This is a genomic window from Burkholderia sp. Bp9004, assembly GCF_003858025.1.
Lineage (GTDB): Bacteria > Pseudomonadota > Gammaproteobacteria > Burkholderiales > Burkholderiaceae > Burkholderia > Burkholderia diffusa.
The window spans coordinates 176414-191678 of sequence record NZ_QTQD01000001.1 but is presented as its reverse complement, the minus strand read 5'-3'; the positions used below and the strand labels follow the sequence as shown (position 1 = coordinate 191678).

Annotated in this window: 13 protein-coding genes; 4 read left to right on the top strand and 9 right to left on the bottom strand. The window is 66.9% G+C overall.

Features of this window, described 5'->3' with window-relative positions; all coding sequences use genetic code 11:
• Positions 1-38: 38 nt before the first annotated feature.
• From DIE08_RS00785 to DIE08_RS00770, 4 genes are all read right to left on the bottom strand, one after another.
• Positions 39-1760: a cation:proton antiporter gene (locus tag DIE08_RS00785; RefSeq protein WP_124900703.1), complete on the bottom strand. Its 1722-nt coding sequence runs from the start codon at positions 1758-1760 to the stop codon at positions 39-41.
• A gap of 210 nt (positions 1761-1970) precedes the next feature.
• Positions 1971-3395 (bottom strand): cytochrome c, encoded by a 1425-nt coding sequence (locus tag DIE08_RS00780; RefSeq protein ID WP_124900701.1) that lies wholly within the window; start codon positions 3393-3395, stop codon positions 1971-1973.
• Positions 3392-5170, bottom strand: coding sequence for a GMC family oxidoreductase (locus DIE08_RS00775; protein ID WP_124623688.1), 1779 nt, complete (start codon positions 5168-5170; stop codon positions 3392-3394). The genes DIE08_RS00780 and DIE08_RS00775 overlap by 4 nt, the downstream gene beginning before the upstream one ends.
• On the bottom strand, positions 5170-5907 hold the full coding sequence (locus DIE08_RS00770) for a gluconate 2-dehydrogenase subunit 3 family protein (protein WP_124900699.1): 738 nt from the start codon (positions 5905-5907) through the stop codon (positions 5170-5172). The genes DIE08_RS00775 and DIE08_RS00770 overlap by 1 nt, the downstream gene beginning before the upstream one ends.
• 6 nt (positions 5908-5913) lie before the next feature.
• On the opposite strand from DIE08_RS00770, the gene DIE08_RS00765 reads away from it, so the two are divergent.
• Positions 5914-6273 (top strand): hypothetical protein, encoded by a 360-nt coding sequence (locus tag DIE08_RS00765; RefSeq protein WP_185715819.1) that lies wholly within the window; start codon positions 5914-5916, stop codon positions 6271-6273.
• A gap of 238 nt (positions 6274-6511) precedes the next feature.
• Here DIE08_RS00765 and DIE08_RS00760 read toward each other — a convergent pair whose 3' ends face one another.
• A complete protein-coding gene (locus DIE08_RS00760) occupies positions 6512-6925 on the bottom strand; it encodes a DUF3995 domain-containing protein (RefSeq protein WP_059599273.1) in 414 nt (137 codons plus the stop codon).
• Between the two features lie 323 nt (positions 6926-7248).
• On the opposite strand from DIE08_RS00760, the gene ald reads away from it, so the two are divergent.
• Positions 7249-8364, top strand: coding sequence for an alanine dehydrogenase (gene ald, locus DIE08_RS00755; RefSeq protein ID WP_124900697.1), 1116 nt, complete (start codon positions 7249-7251; stop codon positions 8362-8364).
• A gap of 15 nt (positions 8365-8379) precedes the next feature.
• Here ald and polX read toward each other — a convergent pair whose 3' ends face one another.
• Positions 8380-10146, bottom strand: a complete 1767-nt coding sequence (gene polX / locus DIE08_RS00750; protein ID WP_124900695.1) for a DNA polymerase/3'-5' exonuclease PolX — start codon at positions 10144-10146, stop codon at positions 8380-8382.
• Between the two features lie 169 nt (positions 10147-10315).
• Positions 10316-10708 carry a TraR/DksA family transcriptional regulator gene (locus DIE08_RS00745; protein WP_059599271.1) on the bottom strand — a complete coding sequence of 131 codons (393 nt, stop codon included), beginning with the start codon at positions 10706-10708 and terminating at the stop codon, positions 10316-10318.
• Between the two features lie 343 nt (positions 10709-11051).
• Here DIE08_RS00745 and DIE08_RS35445 point away from each other — a divergent pair, with 343 nt between their 5' ends.
• A complete protein-coding gene (locus DIE08_RS35445; protein WP_170296460.1) occupies positions 11052-11225 on the top strand; it encodes a hypothetical protein in 174 nt (57 codons plus the stop codon).
• A gap of 82 nt (positions 11226-11307) precedes the next feature.
• Here the strand turns inward: DIE08_RS35445 and DIE08_RS00740 are convergent, their stop codons facing one another.
• Both DIE08_RS00740 and DIE08_RS00735 read right to left on the bottom strand, forming a co-directional pair.
• A complete protein-coding gene (locus DIE08_RS00740) occupies positions 11308-12699 on the bottom strand; it encodes an undecaprenyl-phosphate glucose phosphotransferase (RefSeq protein ID WP_185715818.1) in 1392 nt (463 codons plus the stop codon).
• 32 nt (positions 12700-12731) lie between these two features.
• Positions 12732-13514, bottom strand: coding sequence for a Crp/Fnr family transcriptional regulator (locus DIE08_RS00735; protein ID WP_124623668.1), 783 nt, complete (start codon positions 13512-13514; stop codon positions 12732-12734).
• A 915-nt stretch (positions 13515-14429) separates the two neighbouring features.
• Here DIE08_RS00735 and DIE08_RS00730 point away from each other — a divergent pair.
• Positions 14430-15212, top strand: coding sequence for a Crp/Fnr family transcriptional regulator (locus DIE08_RS00730; protein WP_174906653.1), 783 nt, complete (start codon positions 14430-14432; stop codon positions 15210-15212).
• Positions 15213-15265: the final 53 nt, after the last annotated feature.

Below are 15265 nucleotides of genomic sequence, written 5' to 3'. Positions count from 1 at the left end.
ACTATCCCGCCACCCGCGCGACCCCGGCCGCGCGACCGTCAGTGCGCGTGCGCATCCGCCACCGGCTTCACCATCCTGCCGAGCACGTGCTCGGTCATTCCGCGCGCGAGTTCGCTCTCGCCCATGAATACGGTGCCGACACCCTCGCTCGACAGCAACGCGGCCTCGTCGCTGCTGTTCGTGCACAGCACGACCTCCAGCATCGGGTTCAGTGTGCGCGAGATCTCGACGATCTGCCGCACGTCGAATACGTCCGGCAGCGTGACGACCAGCATCCCGGCGCGCGCGATATGCGCCTGCACGAGCACGACCGGCTCGATCGCGTCGCCCGACACGGCGGCGACGCCGTCCGCGCGCAGCTTTTCGACGAGCTCGCGATTCTGCTCGACGACGACATACGCGATGCCGCGCTCGTCCAGCGCATGCGCGATCCGCGTGCCGACCTTGCCGTAGCCGACGATCACGACCTGCCCGGTCAGGTGCGTCTGCGGCGTCGACATCGGCAGCGCGGCGAGCGGATCGTCGCGCGCCTCGAGCTTGCGCGCGAACGCCGAATGCTTGCGGATCCACGCGAGCGCCGGATCGATCATCGCGAACAGCAGCGTGTTCATCGCGATCGAGATCAGCGCGACCGCGAGGATCAGACTCTGCCCTTCGGCCGACAGCAGCCCCAGCGCACGACCGAGCCCCGCGAGAATGAACGAGAATTCGCCGATCTGCGCGAGGCCCGCGCCGACCGTCAGCGCGGTGTTCAGCGGATAGCGGAACGCGATCACGAGCGCGACTGCCGCGAGCGTCTTGCCGATCAGGACGATCGCCGCGACTTCGATCACGTGCAGCGGCTCGGTGAGCAGCACCGTCGGATCGAACAGCATCCCGACCGAAATGAAGAACAGCACCGAGAACGCGTCGCGCAGCGGCAGCGTCTCGTCGGCCGCGCGCCGGCTGAACTCCGACTCGCGCATCATCATCCCGGCGAAGAACGCGCCGAGCGCGAACGACACGTCGAACAGCTTCGCCGCGCCGTACGCGATGCCGACCGCCGCGGCGATCATGCACAGCGTGAACAGCTCGCGCGAACCGGTGCGCGCGACGAGCCACAGGATGCGCGGGAACACGCGCTTGCCGACCACGAGCATCAGTGCGATGAACGCGGCGACCTTCAGCATCGTGACGCCGAGCGTGCCCCACACGCTACCGCCGGCCGCGTGCGCATCGCCGGGCGGCGTACCGCCGAGCAGCCCCGCGACGGGCGGCAGCAGCACGAGCACCAGCACCATCACGAGATCCTCGACGACGAGCCAGCCGACCGCGATGCGCCCATTCACCGTCTCGACGAGCCCGCGCCCCTCGAGCGCCCGCAGCAGCACGACCGTGCTAGCGACCGACAGCGCGAGCCCGAACACGAGCGCCGCACCGAGGCTCCAGCCCCACGTGAGCGCGAGCCCGCCGCCGAGCAACGTTGCGACGGTAATCTGGACGACGGCCCCCGGCAGTGCGATCTTGCGCACCGCGAGCAGATCGCCGAGCGAGAAATGCAGGCCGACACCGAACATCAGCAGCATCACGCCGACTTCCGCGAGCTGCTGCGCGAGCGACAGGTCGCCGACGAAACCGGGCGTGCCGGGGCCGATCACGATCCCGGCGAGCAGATAGCCGACGAGCGGCGGCATTTTCAGCAGTGACGCGAGGTAACCGAAGATCATCGCGAGACCGAAACCGGCCGCGAGCAACGCAATCAGGCTGACGTCATGAGGCATCCCCCCTCCCGAGTTCTTGTAACTATTTAGTAAGGTTCAAGAATGGAAGGATACGGGATGAGATGGAAAAATGGCGGGCCACCGCGAAAAATTCACGCGGTGGCCCGCCATTGCGGGGGTACTACCCCCGGCAGTCGGAACGCACTCCACGCGCCGGCCGGCGGCGCGAGGCGGATCGATCGGGCGGCGACCGGCGTCCCGCCGCGTGCGTCAGCGCGACGCCTGCGGGAACCGCGCGCCCGGCGGCGGCTCCGGCCGCGTCGACGGCGTGCTCTTGCGCACCTTCGCGACCTGCGCGGCCGTGATCGCCGTGCCCGTATTGCCCCAGCTCGTGCGCACGAAGTTCGACACGTCCGCGACTTCCTGGTCCGACAGGCGCCAGCCGAACGGGGGCATCGTGAAGGTCGACGGTGCAGTGTGCGTCCCCTGCAGCGCGCTGCCCTCCAGCACGACGTGGATCAGCGACGTCGGATCCTCGCCCTGCACGACCGGGTTGCCGGCGAGCGCCGGGAACACGCGCGTGTAGCCGTGGCCGTCGCTGCGGTGGCACGCCATGCAGTTGTCACGATAGACGGCGGCGCCCGGCTTGCTCGCGTCGCCGGTCTGCAGCGCCTTCGCCGCGGCCGCGTCGTACATGTGCGGCTGCTCGCCCTGCACGCGCGGCGGCAGCGTCTTCAGGTAGCGCGCGATCGCGGTCAGGTCGTTGTCGCTCAAGTGCTGCATGCTGTGGCCGACCACGTCCGTCATCCCGCCGAACGCGGCCGTGCGCAGCGTGCGGCCGGTCTTCAGGAACTGCACGATCTCGGATTCGCTCCACGTGCCGAGCCCGGTGCGCGGCTCGCCACGCAGGCTCGTCGGCACCCAGCCGTCGATCGCCGCGCCGCCGGCCAGGAAGTCGAGGCCGCCCGCATCGGTCAGCGCGCGCTCCTGCATCGTCGCCGCACGCGGCGTGTGGCACGCGCCGCAATGACCGAGACCCTGCACGAGATACGCGCCGCGCGCGACCACCGGATCGGTGTACGACGCCGCGTCGAACGGCTTCGGCGCCGGCGCGAACATCTTGCGCCAGAACATCAGCGGCCAGCGCATCGACAGGGGCCACACGATGTCGACCGCGCGGTTTTCGCGTTCGACCGGCGTGACGCCGTGCATGAAGTACGCATACAGCGCCTTCACGTCGTCGTCGCTCAGGCGCGCGTAGGACGGGTACGGCATCGCCGGGTACATCGTGTCGCCGTTCTTGCGGACGCCCTCGCGCACCGCGCGAGTGAAGTCGTCGAGCGTCCAGCCGCCGAGGCCCGTCTTCGGGTCCGGCGTGATGTTGGTCGAATAGATCGCGCCGATCGGCGTGTCGAACTTCAGCCCGCCCGCGAACGGCTTGCCGCCGCTTGCAGTGTGGCACGCGATGCAGTCGCCCGCGCGGGCAAGATATTCGCCGCGCTTGACGAGGTTCGCGTCGGCCGATTGTGCCGCCGGTGCCGCCGTCGGGCCCGAAGCCGCAGCCGGCCCCGCCGGCTGCGCGAAGGCCGCCCCGCCCGCGAGACCGAACGCCGCCCATGCCGTGCCGATCGCCAGTGCGCGCCGCAGCGGGGAAATTCGGCGCGCGGCGTTGTGGTGGTTCACTGTCCTCTTCATGCGGTCACCAGCGGAGCAGGATTTTTCAGGTATTGCTCGCGGATCGCGCGTGCCGACCAGTAGGCCAGCGCCGCAACGATACCGGTCGGGTTGTAGCCGATGCCTTGCGGCAGCGCCGACGCGCCCATCACGAACACGTTGTGCACGTCCCAGCATTGCAGGTAGCGGTTCAGCACGCTCGTCTTCGGATCGGTGCCCATGATCGCGCCGCCGACCAGGTGCGTCGTCTGGTATGCGCGCGAATCGAAGTGCTTGCCGAACTCGCGCGTCGACACGCCGATCGCCTTCGGCCCCATCGCCTCCGCGATCTTCTTCATCTGCCCGGTCACGTACTGCGCCATCTTGATGTCGTTGTCCTTCCAGTCGAAGGTCATCCGCAAGAGCGGCTGGCCGTACGAATCGCGATAGGTCGGATCGAGGTCGAGGTAGACATCGCGGTACGACATGTTCGTGCCGTGCGCATCCATCGAGATCGTGTGCGCATAGTTGTCCTTCACGGCCTTCTTCCACGCGGCGCCCCATTGCGGCGTGCCCGGCGGCGTCGCAATGCCGCTGATCGGCTTCACGCCGGCCTGGTTCACCCACAGCGGCGAACCGCCGACGAAGCCGAGCGGGCCATGGTCGAAGTTGTCCGCGTTGAAGTCGTCCACCGCGACGCCGTTGCCGCCCGCGCCGATGAACGGGTTCGTGAAGGTGTCCTTGTCGAAGAACGCCTTGATCGTCGACAGGTTCTGGTACGCGAAATTGCGGCCCACCACGCCTTCGCCCGAGATCGGGTCGTACGGCTTGCCGATACCCGACAGCAGCAGCAGGTGCACGTTGTGATACTGGAACGCCGCGACGATCACGAGATCGGCCGGCTGGTGCACTTCACGGCCGGCCGGGTCGACGTAGGTGACACCCGTCGCACGCTTCTTCGTGTCGTCGAGGTCCACGCGCAACACGTGGCACTTCGAGCGCAGCTCGAAGTTCGGCGCCTGCTTCAGCGCCGGCAGGATGTTCAGGTTCGGCGACGCCTTCGAGTACATGTAGCACGCGTAGCCGCTGCAGTAGCCGCAGAAGTTGCACGGGCCCATCTGCACGCCGTACGGGTTCGTGTATGGGCCCGACGTATTCGCCGACGGCAGCCGGTACGGATGCAGGCCGAGCGACCTGGCCGCGTCGAAGAAGCGCTGCGCCGAATAGGTGTTGAGCTGCGCGGGCAGCGGGAAGTTGTCGCTGCGGTTCGCTTCGAACACGTTGCCGTCGCCGACCACCTTGCCGCCGACCTTGTACGCCTGCCCCGACGTGCCGAACACCTTCTCGGCGAAATCGAAATGCGGCTCGAGCTCGTCGTAGGTCACGCCCGTGTCCTGGATCGTCATCCCTTCCGGGATGAACTTCTTGCCGTAGCGCTCTTCGTAGTGGCTGCGCAGGCGCAGCTCTTCCGGCGTGATCCGGAAATGCACGCCCGACCAGTGCAGCCCCGCGCCGCCGACGCCCTCTCCCGGCAGGAACGCGGCGAGCTGCCGGTACGGCAGCGCGGTGTCCTGCACGCCGTGGCGGATCGACACGGTCGTCTTCGACAGGTCGAGGAACAGCTTCTTGCGGACGTTGTAGGTCAGCTCGTCGATCGTGTTCGGATACGCGCCGTCCGGGTAGGTGTCGCGATACTCGCCGCGCTCGAGCGCGACGACGTTCAGGCCCGCTTCGGTCAGTTCCTTCGCGAGAATCGCGCCGGTCCAGCCGAAGCCGACGATCACCGCATCGACATGCGGCTTTTTCTCTGCGGCCATCAGCTGCGCTCCCCGTTGATCGAGACGGGGCCGTACGGGTACGGCTTGCCGTTCTGGTTGACGAAATCCATGAAGTCGGCGCGCGCGCCCGGAAAACCGATCATCTTCCACGCGGCCATGTCGTGATTGCCGCCGTGCACCGGATCGCAGAAGTAGCCTTCGCGCGTGTTCTGCAGCAACTGGCCGAAGAACACGGCGGACGGCACGTCGTCGATCTGCGCGCCGCCTTTTTCGAGTGCGCCGAGCACGGTGTCGCGAGTCGGCGCGTCGAGATCGGCGAACACCTTGCCATGGGCCTTTTCGCAATAGCGGTTGACCGCCGCGATGCCGAGCCGGTAGATGTCGCGTGGCACGAGCTTGAGCTGGTAGCCGAGCTCGGGCACGCCCTGCTGGAACGGCCCCTGCATGTACCACGTCGCGCCGTGTGCGTACGGGGTTTCCATCTGGCGGTCGATGAATTCGGGCACGCCGGATTCGAGCGCGCCGGGGCCTTCGGCGTCGGCCGGGATCAACCGGTCGACGGCGGCCTGGACGAACGCCCACTCCTTCGCATCGAAGAAGGTCGGCTTGTACGGCGCACGTTCGGCGCCGGCCGGCGCGGTGGAGGCATTGCCGGCCGTGGTCGAGGACGACGACGAGCGCAGGTCGCAACCGGCGACCGACGCGATCGGCACGAGCGCGACCGACGTGCGCAGGAAGCGGCGACGCGAATTGGGTTTGTCGGGTGGCGTGGACATGGTCGGATGGTGATCGTTGTGGAACGTGGTTCGGGGCGTGCATTCCGCATGCGGCATGCCCGGCACGGCGGCCTTGCCGCGCGCGGCCGGCCGTCCTGTTCTTGCGGCGTTGCGAACAACCTCGATGCGGGCGCACGCCACGCGCTGCGCGGTGGCGCCGTCATGCAGCCGCGCAGCGCGCCGGTTCCGGCGCGCTGCGGGTTCGACCTCTTCGCGGGTCTGATCATCGGGCAGATACCGGCTTGCCGCCCGCATCTGCCCTTCATCGCCATGGCCCTGTTCAACTTAGACGCCGCGCTGGCCGACGGCAAGCGCATCGTGCACGACCCTCATTCCGGGCCCGACGACAAACGCCGCGAATTATAAATGGAACCGGTTCCATTTCCAAAGGGTTCAATGCAATTCATTACATCGAAAACCGCAACAATGAGGAAATCGTTTTCCGGAATGCGCAAGACACGTGGCGCGGGTCGTGTCGACGCTCATCACGGTGGCGCGATGCGCGCCCGGGCTTCGCCCACTCCGCGCGTTCGATCGCGACGCGGCGACGGGCGTCAGGGCTCCGCGCGCTGCAAACTGGCTGCCGCGCGAGGCGCGACGCTCATCACGACCACAGCATCGACGCGATCGACAACGAGAGCGCCACGCACAGCGGCGAGTAACACAGGCTGTCCATCTGCGCGAAACGCGACCCGCGCACCCGCTTGAAGAAGCCGACGTAGCGGAAATCGCCGACCGCGCGCACCGCGAAGATCAATGCGAGCGCAACGATCGCGAGCGCGATCGCGCCGGGATACAGGTTCGGCCACAGCCAGCCGGCGCGCGACGCCACCGCGCATGCGCCGGCCAGCAACGCCGTCGCGACGGCGAGCGTGCCGAGCATGGTCGGCCGCAGGAGCGGTACCCCGTCCTGTTCCGGAATGGCCGCACGCTTGCCGAACCGTCCGCCGAACGCCCAGTAGACGTGAACGATTGCAATCGCACAAAGCGTCGGCACGCTGAAATACGCGCCGCTCATCTCGGTAAGGTTCCTTGTCTCATCGTGTCGTGATCCAGCCGGAACGGCTCCGGCAGCACGCGGCTCCGTTCCGCGCAACACGAGACGATACCCAAACCACGTGCCGCATGCATTGCGACGTCCGGTCGCAATACGCCACGCCGCGTACTGCGATGCAATGCGCGCGCACCGTCGCACCGGCCGCCGCTTGACTTCCCTCCGGGCACCACTACCCTTTTATTCCAGTACGGCACTCGAACCGTGCATGCGCATGCCGTCGCATACGTGCCGTTCGCCGGCGCGCTCCGCACGACAACAATGACGAATACCCATGGAGGCGACTCATGCTGATCGGTGTGCCGAAGGAGATCAAGAATCACGAGTACCGCGTCGGCCTCACGCCGGCCGGCACACGCGAACTCACGCGTCATGGCCACGGCGTGCTCGTGCAGCGCGGCGCGGGCACCGCGATCGGTCTGCACGACGACGACTACACGGCCGCAGGCGCGACATTGTGCGACGACGCGCGCGACGTCTTCGCGCGCGCCGACATGATCATCAAGGTCAAGGAGCCGCAGGCGGCCGAGTGCGCGATGCTGCGGCGCGGACAGATTCTTTATACGTATCTGCATCTCGCGCCCGATCCCCAGCAGGCGGCCGCGCTGGTGCAGTCCGGCGCGGTGTGCATCGCGTACGAGACCGTGACGGGCCCCGGCGGCGGGCTGCCGCTGCTCGCGCCGATGAGCGAGGTCGCGGGACGCATGTCGATCCAGGTCGCGGCGACGCACCTCGAAAGCCCGCGGGGCGGCCGCGGCGTGCTGATGGCCGGCGTGCCCGGCGTGCCGGCCGCGCACGTCGTGGTGCTCGGCGCAGGCGTGGTGGGCACCGGTGCGCTGCAGATGGCGGTCGGCCTCGGCGCCCGCGTCACCGTGCTCGACACGAACGTGGGCCGGCTGCGCCAGCTCGACCTGGTCTTCGCGAACCGGATCGCGACCGTCTGCTCGAACGCGCACACGATCGACGAAGCCGTGCGCGACGCCGACGTCGTGATCGGCGCAGTGCTCGTGCCGGGCGCGTCGGCGCCGCGGCTGGTCACGCGCGACATGATCGCGACGATGCGCACGGGTGCCGTCGTCGTCGACGTCGCGATCGACCAGGGCGGCTGCTTCGAGACATCGCATGCAACGACACATGCGCAGCCGACCTTCGTCGTCGACGGCGTCGTGCACTACTGCGTCGCGAACATGCCCGGCGCGGTCGCGCGCACGTCGACGTTCGCGTTGAACAATGCGACGCTCGGCCATGCGCTCGCGCTCGCCGACAAGGGCTGGAAACGCGCGATGGCCGACGATCCGCATCTGCGCGCGGGCCTGAACGTGTGCGACGGCCGCATCACCTACGAGGCCGTCGCGCTGGCGCTCGGCCTGCCGTACGTGCCAGCGGAAGACGTGCTGGCCTGACTTCGGCGTGCGCCGTCACGCGCCCTTCGGGTGCCCGCGCTTCGACGCGCCGCTTGCGCGCATCGTGCGCGCCAGCAGCGGCCGCAGTTGCGCGAGCGTGCGCGTGTTGAGCACGTCGTGCCGCGTGAGCCAACCACGCCGCGCCTGGCCGATGCCGTATCCGAGGTTGTCCAGATCGTCGGCGCACCGTGCGTCCGAGCCGATCGCCACGGCGACACCGGCTTTCGCGGCCTCGCGGCACCAGACGTCCGGCAGATCGAGCCGTCGCGGGTCGCAATCGAGTTCGACGAAGCAGCGGCGCGCGGCGGCTGCGGCGAGCACACGCGGCACGTCGAGTTCACATGCGTCGCGTTCGCCGAGCAGCCGGCCGGTCGGATGCGCGAGGATCGTGAAATACGGATGATCCATCGCACGCAGGATTCGCCCGGTCTGCGCGTCGCCCGACAGGTCGAAGCCGTCGCGCACCGCGCCGACGACGAGGTCGAGGCGCCCAAGCACGTCGTCGGGCACGTCGAGACTACCGTCTTCGCGAATGCCGGCCTCGACGCCCTTCAACAGCACGAAGTCGTCGAATGACGCGTTGAGGCGGTCGATCTCGTCGATCTGCCGCACGAGCCAGTCGCCATCCGCTCGGCCACCTTGCGTATCCGGTGCGCGATCGGTGACGGCCAGATACGCGAGCCCGCGGGCCCGGGCCGCATCCGCCATTGCGCGCAGGCTGTCGCGCCCGGCCGACGCCTTGGTATGCGCATGCAGATCGCCATGAACGTGCCTGCGCTCGACCAGCGCCGGCAGCGTGCCCGCGCGCGACGCGTCGATCTCGCCGCGGTCCTCGCGCAACTCGGGCGGCACCCAGTGAAGACCGATCGCCTCGTAGACGGATGCCTCCGTCGCGCCCGCGATCCGCTCGTCGCCGCGGAATACGCCGTATTCGTTGATCTTCAGGCCGCCGGCCTGCGCGATCCTGCGCAGGGCGATGTTGTGCGCCTTCGATCCCGTGAAATAGACGAGCGCGGCACCGAACGCGTCGGCATCGACGACGCGCAGGTCCACCTGCAGCCCGTTGCCGAGCATGACGCTCGAACGCGTCTTGCCGTTCGCGAGCACGCGCGCAACTTCACCGTAGCCGACGAACGCATCGGCCACCGCGGCCGGATCGCGCGCCGTCACGAGGATGTCGAGGTCGCCGACCGTCTCGCGGTTGCGGCGAAAACTGCCCGCCGGCACAGCTTCCCCGACGCCGGCCACCTTGCGCAGACGCTCGAGCAACGGCATCAGCGATTGCGCGGCATCCGGCAGCAGGAAGCGTTGCGGCTCGCGCTTCAGGCGGTCGTCGATCGCGTCGAGGAGATGGGCTTCGGTCTTCGCGCCGAAACCCGGCAGCGCGCGCACGTGCCCGCTCTTCGCTTCGACGCGTAGCTGTTCGAGCGACTCGACGTGCAGTGCGTCATGCAGCGCCTTGACTCGTTTCGCGCCGAGCCCCGGCACGTCGAGCAGTTCGACGATCGCGCGCGGCAGCGCATGACGCAGCGTTTGCTGCAGTTCGCAGGTGCCGGTCGAGGCGATCTCGCGCAGCTTAGCCGCGAGATCGGCACCGATCGATGGAATCCGGCCGAGATCGCCGCCGCTCGCGAGCATCGCCGGAATGTCGCGCCCGTAATCGGCAATCGTCCGTGCCGCGTTGCGATAGGCGCGCACCCTGAACGGGTTGGCGCCCTGGATCTCGAGCATATCGGCGATTTCGGCGAAGACGGCCGCACACTCGGCATTGTGGATCGGCATGGTCGGCGTGGCTCCCTCCCACGTGGATGGCGCCGTGCGCTGGTGCGGCGGCCTCTGCCCGCCCGGCGCCGCATGTCGACGACGACGGGCGCCCGTTGATCATCCTGCACCGATTGCCCGTGTCATGTCGCGCGAGGCATGCGGCCTGCGCGGCTCCTGCGCCGATACATCAGAGCGATGCGCGCGGCGTCGTTGCGTAGCGACGCTCGTACAGGGACTGGCAATGCGTGCAACGCTCGGCAGTCGGGCGCGCGAGCAGCCGCGCGTAGCCGACCGGCGCATCGCAATCGATGCATTCGCCGTAGCTGCCGTCGCGGATGCGCTGCTGCGCGCGCCCGATCGCACGCAACTCGGCCAGCTTCATCCCGATCAGCGCGTGATCCATGTCGACGAACAGATCGGCGTTCGCCTCGTCGCCCTCGTCCGGCGCCGCGCCGGCGAGCTCCGCATAGGACTCCGACGCGCGCTGGTCCTCGCTCGTGCGGATGTTCGCCCGCAACGCCAGCTCGCTCTCGGTCAGGCGCCGCTGCAGCGTCTGCCGTTGTTCTCGATCGAGCGCCATCGCCGTCTCTCCTTTTCCGGGTTCCGCGCAAAGCGCATGCGGCGCGCGGTTGTCGCGCCGGTGCGCGGCGGGCCGGAACGCCCGGCTCGCCGCGCCCGGATGCGCGCCCGGCCGCACGAAGCGCCGGACGCATTCGACGCAGCATAAACCCAATGCACACGCATGTGTTGACCGTCGTCAGCGCCCGCACCATGCGCGCGAAAAACCGGGGACCGACGCGATAATCCCGCGCGCCCGCATTCGTCTGACGCAGCCGCCGTTGAGGTCGATCAATCCCCTGTAAAAAGTTGCGACATAGATTGAAAGCATGCGCGGTGAATCCGCGGCTTTCCGGGAGAACGTCATGTTGTTCGGCGTCGTCATCTGGGTGGCCCTTGCGGCCCTGTTCCCGACGATGGTCGTGCCGACGATCCAGCACGCCATCCAGCCGTCGAGCGCGCAAGCCGCGCCCGATGCCAGCCCCGCCGTCACGCCCACCGCGTCGCCGGCGGCCGCTCAGCCGCCGTCGGACGGTTGACGCGCGGTTTCAGGTGCGCCGTTGCGTGGAGCATCGCATCGACGACGAAAGAACCGCGCATAATACTTCGCAATCCTGTTCATTAAAATGCATTACGCCCGACGAAGCCACGAACGACCGTCATCAGGATGATCTTCATGTCGAACCAGAAGCTCCAGTTCTGCATGTAGAACAGATCGAACTTCACACGCGCGGCCATCGCCTCGACCTTGCGCGTCTCGCCGCGATAGCCGTTCACCTGCGCCCATCCGGTGATCCCCGGTCGTACGCGATAGCGATACATGTAGCAGTCGACCAGTTGCCGGTAGAAGTCGTCGTGTTCGATCGCATGCGGACGCGGGCCAACCACCGACATCTGGCCGAACAACACGTTGAAGAACTGGGGCAGCTCGTCGAGTGACGTGCGCCGCAGGAATGCGCCGACAGGCGTGATGCGCGCGTCGTTGCGCGATGCCTGCCGCACGACACCGGGCTGTGCGCGATGCACGCGCATCGTCCTGAACTTGAGGATGTGAAACTCGCGACCGTCGGCACCCTTGCGGCGCTGCCTGAACAAGACAGGCCCCGGCGACGACAGCTTCACGGCGACCGCCAGCACCGCAAGCAGCGGCAGCAGCGGGATCAGTACGGCGACCGCGAACATCCGGTCGAACGCGAACTTCGCCCACAGTTCCGGCGCGGAACGCGGCGTGGTCGCGAGGTTGATTGCCGGCATGCCGAGCACATCGGTCGCGGATCGCTCGACGACCGCCATCTGCCGCACGTCAGGCAACAGTCGCAACTCGACGAACTCGTCGCGCAATTCGCGCACGATGCGCTGAATGCGCGACTCGTGCGACATCGGCAGCGTAAGCCACACTTCGTCGATCTCGCCGCCGCGGATCATGCGCCGCAGCGCGCCCCAGTCGCCGATCACCGGGACGCCGCCGATTCCGTCGGCGGCTGCCGAGGCCGGCGCGTCGTCGTCGAACACGCAGGCCGCCGCGAACGGGCCGGCAGGCTCGCGCTGCATGCGCTCGATCGCCACCCGTCCGTAAGCGGTCGCGCCGACGATCGCGACCCGCCGCTGCCGCGCGCGCGGATCGCCCCGCTTGATCGCCAGCGCGCACAGTGCCAGCCTGCCAAGCAGCAGTGCCGCGTCGCCGGACAGCACCGTCCGCGCAATCCAGCGCGTCGTGACCGTGCCGCCGCGGTTCATGATCCACATCGTGCCGGCCACCGTCAGCATGCCCGCGCACACAACGGCGATCATCGTGCGCGTCAGCACGGTGCCGCTGTCATGCGACGATGCCGCGCCGCGCAACAAGCGCACACTGCGCGGCAACAGCGCGACCGTCAACGCGCACAGCAATGCAATCGCGCCGCGCTGCGCGTCCGACAGATCGCGCCATGCGAGTCCCATCACCGCCTGCGCGGAGAGCGCGCCTGCCAGCACGAGCGCGGCATCGGCCGCGGCGATCGCGGCGCGCCGCATCGTATTCGCTCCACCCGCCATCGCATGCATCGTCACGCACCGTGCGCGGGGAATCCGCCGTGCACGTCGTACATGCGCGGTCGCACCGGCATCGATCGCACGCCCGCACGCGTGCCGAGCAGCCGGCGATAGTCCGCACGAATCAGCTCGTAGCACTCGCACGCCTGGCGCTCGAGGCTGTCGCGGTCGAGCACCGTGATGCGGCCGCGACGCTGACGAATCAGCCCGGCTTCCTGCAGGTTGCCGGCTGCTTCCGTCACCCCCTCGCGACGCACGCCGAGCATGTTCGCGATCGTCTGCTGCGTGACGGCCAGTTCGTCGCCGTCGATCCGGTCATGCGCGAGCAGCAGCCAGCGGCTCAACTGCTCGCTGACCGAGTGATGGCGGTTGCACAACGCGCTGCGCGAAATCTGCGCCATCATCGCCTGGCAGTAGTTCAACAACAGCCGATACGTCGCCGGCGAACGTTCGAATTCCGCGCGCATCACGCAGGTCGGCACACGGTAGGCCATCCCGCCGATACGGACTTCGATGCGGTTCGATACCGAGGTGCCGCCGACGAGCGTCGCCAGGCCGACCACACCTTCGCGGCCGACCACGGCAACCTCGACCATCGCGCCGTCTTCCATCAGGTGCTGCACCGACATCATGGCGGTCGTCGGGAAATGCAGATGGCGCATCGGTTCCCCGACACGGTCGAGCATGCCGGCCTTGATCCTGACCAGTTCGAGGTGCGGTGCGATGGCACGGATGCTGTCCTCCGGGAGGGCATCGAGGATGGCATTCGCCGAGTAGCTCGAGTGAAGATGAAGCATGTCTGTATCCCATTTGTCTTCCGCGCCGCATGCAACTGCGTCAGCGGAACTCGTTATCGTGATGCGCGTCCGGATGGCGACGCGGGTTGCGGCCCACAACCCTCCATCCAATCGACCTGCGGCTTCACGCCGCCGGATCGAATCGGGAGTCCCGTTTCGATGCGCCCATCTCAATAAGCGATTTACGTGCCAATACCAGCTTCATCCTTAATATATAAATGACCAGCGATTTAGCCCCGCCGAATTACCAACTGAAAACTGTCAAAAGCGTCTCATTTTCGGACACCCTCTGCCACAGTGGACACAGGAAGCGATTCGACTGATCAATGATCACCGAGTGCGCGGCGGCGCCAACAGCGGCGCGCGAAGCTTATCGTTCAAATACTTACGGGCCGTTTTCAATTGTTTCCGTGATGTCTCGCATGGCGCCCGGGCGGTTCACGGCACCTCGAATGATCGTTTGAAACTGTCTCAAATATGAATCTACACATTAATTTACGGCTTTGTAATCGAACGCACATAACAGACGTAACCACATGATTTCATTGATAACTTTACAACCTCAATCTCAATTGTCAAATAATGCTAGATGCATTCTTAATGTTTTACATGTACGATACCCGTCACTTCTCGATTGATTCCGGATCGACATCGAATTCTCGACTTATCCGTCGATCCATATCAACGCGATTAACTCTTCAGAGCATGATCTTCAAATCCATATAACATTTTCATTTACGTTGAATCGTCAAACTTTGTGAAGTGACGTAGTGCGCAATTTATCGAATTCAATTGCGTGCTAGCCTTTTCCCGCCATCGTCATTCGAATTTCGACGAACACAAATCCGCACGCGCGTGCTAAATCCCCGGGGATGCCGCCGCGCGACGTGCGACCGCCCCCTACGAGGATGCGCCGTGACCCACCAGGCCAATGACGCCGTCGCCCACGCGAACGGCATGATCGAGCTCTCCCACAGCTTCGACGCCAACCGGTTCCTCGCGGCCCTCGACCGCGAGGAACGCGCCACGCTGATTGCCAATCTTCAGCTCGTTCACCTGAAATCGGGCCAGGTGCTGTGCGAGCCCGGCGAAACGCTCGCCGCGGTTTACCTGCCCGTCACGACGGCGATTTCGCTGCAGTACGTTTCGTCCGGCGGCATGACGCTGGAAGTTGCCGAGATCGGCAGCGAGAGTGTCGTATGCGACGACGTGATCGGCGGCAGCGGCCGGATGCCGTGCCGTGCCGTCGCATGCCGCGACGGCTTCGTCTACCGGCTGGACCGACGCATCTTCGCCGCCGCTTTCGATGCGTCGCCGGTGATTCGCCATCTCGTGTTTGTCTGCGTGCGCCTGCTGATGGCCCAGGTATCGCAGATCACGTTCTGCAGCCGCCATCACGTGCTCAAACATCAGTTATGCAGATGGTTCCTGCTTGCCTACGACCGGTCGCGCAGCATCGAGATCCAGGTCACCCACAGCATGCTCGCGCAGATGCTCGGCGTGCGTCGCGAGACGGTCACGGACGCAGCCGGCGAGATTCAGAAGCTCGGCCTGATTCGGCAGTACCGGAGCTCGATCGAGCTTGCCGATCTTGCGGGCCTCGAGAAAATGTCGTGCGGCTGCCGCGCGATCGTGCGCGACGAGATGAAGCGCATCCTGTCGGCCGACTCGAGCGTGACCGCCGCGGCACGCGCGTGATGCGCACGCCGTTTCGGCGCACGCGTGCGATCCGAGTCAGCCGATTGTAGGGT

Excerpts from the sequence above, each read along its gene's own strand:
- DIE08_RS00740 (WP_185715818.1), bottom strand. The coding sequence starts at position 12,699 with ATGCGGCGCGCCGCGATCGCCGCGGCCGATGCCGCGCTCGTGCTGGCA.
- DIE08_RS00775 (WP_124623688.1), bottom strand. The coding sequence starts at position 5,170 with ATGGCCGCAGAGAAAAAGCCGCATGTCGATGCGGTGATCGTCGGCTTC.
- DIE08_RS00765 (WP_185715819.1), top strand. The coding sequence starts at position 5,914 with ATGGTGATCGTTGTGGAACGTGGTTCGGGGCGTGCATTCCGCATGCGG.
- DIE08_RS00770 (WP_124900699.1), bottom strand. The coding sequence starts at position 5,907 with ATGTCCACGCCACCCGACAAACCCAATTCGCGTCGCCGCTTCCTGCGC.
- polX (WP_124900695.1), bottom strand. The coding sequence starts at position 10,146 with ATGCCGATCCACAATGCCGAGTGTGCGGCCGTCTTCGCCGAAATCGCC.
- DIE08_RS00760 (WP_059599273.1), bottom strand. The coding sequence starts at position 6,925 with ATGAGCGGCGCGTATTTCAGCGTGCCGACGCTTTGTGCGATTGCAATC.
- ald (WP_124900697.1), top strand. The coding sequence starts at position 7,249 with ATGCTGATCGGTGTGCCGAAGGAGATCAAGAATCACGAGTACCGCGTC.
- DIE08_RS00745 (WP_059599271.1), bottom strand. The coding sequence starts at position 10,708 with ATGGCGCTCGATCGAGAACAACGGCAGACGCTGCAGCGGCGCCTGACC.
- DIE08_RS00785 (WP_124900703.1), bottom strand. The coding sequence starts at position 1,760 with ATGCCTCATGACGTCAGCCTGATTGCGTTGCTCGCGGCCGGTTTCGGT.
- DIE08_RS00735 (WP_124623668.1), bottom strand. The coding sequence starts at position 13,514 with ATGCTTCATCTTCACTCGAGCTACTCGGCGAATGCCATCCTCGATGCC.
- DIE08_RS35445 (WP_170296460.1), top strand. The coding sequence starts at position 11,052 with ATGTTGTTCGGCGTCGTCATCTGGGTGGCCCTTGCGGCCCTGTTCCCG.
- DIE08_RS00780 (WP_124900701.1), bottom strand. The coding sequence starts at position 3,395 with ATGAAGAGGACAGTGAACCACCACAACGCCGCGCGCCGAATTTCCCCG.